At 66.4% G+C, this 259-nt stretch carries 1 protein-coding gene; it reads right to left on the reverse strand.

Annotated elements, in window-relative coordinates; genetic code table 11:
- Positions 1–259: dienelactone hydrolase family protein (locus tag ACLJNW_RS26260; protein ID WP_410961514.1), on the reverse strand; the 259-nt coding region annotated here is incomplete at both ends.

Raw genomic sequence — 259 nt, forward strand, 5'->3', positions numbered from 1 at the left:
GGTCGAAGTTCGGCCCGATCTCCCGCTTCAGGGCGGCGATGCTGCGTTCGTGAGCCATCAGGTAGGCCGGTTTGTCGAAGTGCATGCCGCCGACGCGGGCGAAGGCGTGATCGACGCCGGGGTAGAGGTACAACTCGGTCTTGGGCAGGTTGCGCAGGCAGGGCAGGATCGCGTCGCGGGCCTGCTGCGGGCAGTAGGCGTCCTGTTCGGCGAAATGCAGCACCAGCCGGCCCTTGATCTGTTTCGCCTCGTCGAGCAG

The sequence above is a fragment of the Salmonella sp. SAL4457 genome (assembly GCF_046548235.1).
GTDB classification, from domain to species: Bacteria; Pseudomonadota; Gammaproteobacteria; order Enterobacterales; family Enterobacteriaceae; genus Salmonella; species Salmonella enterica.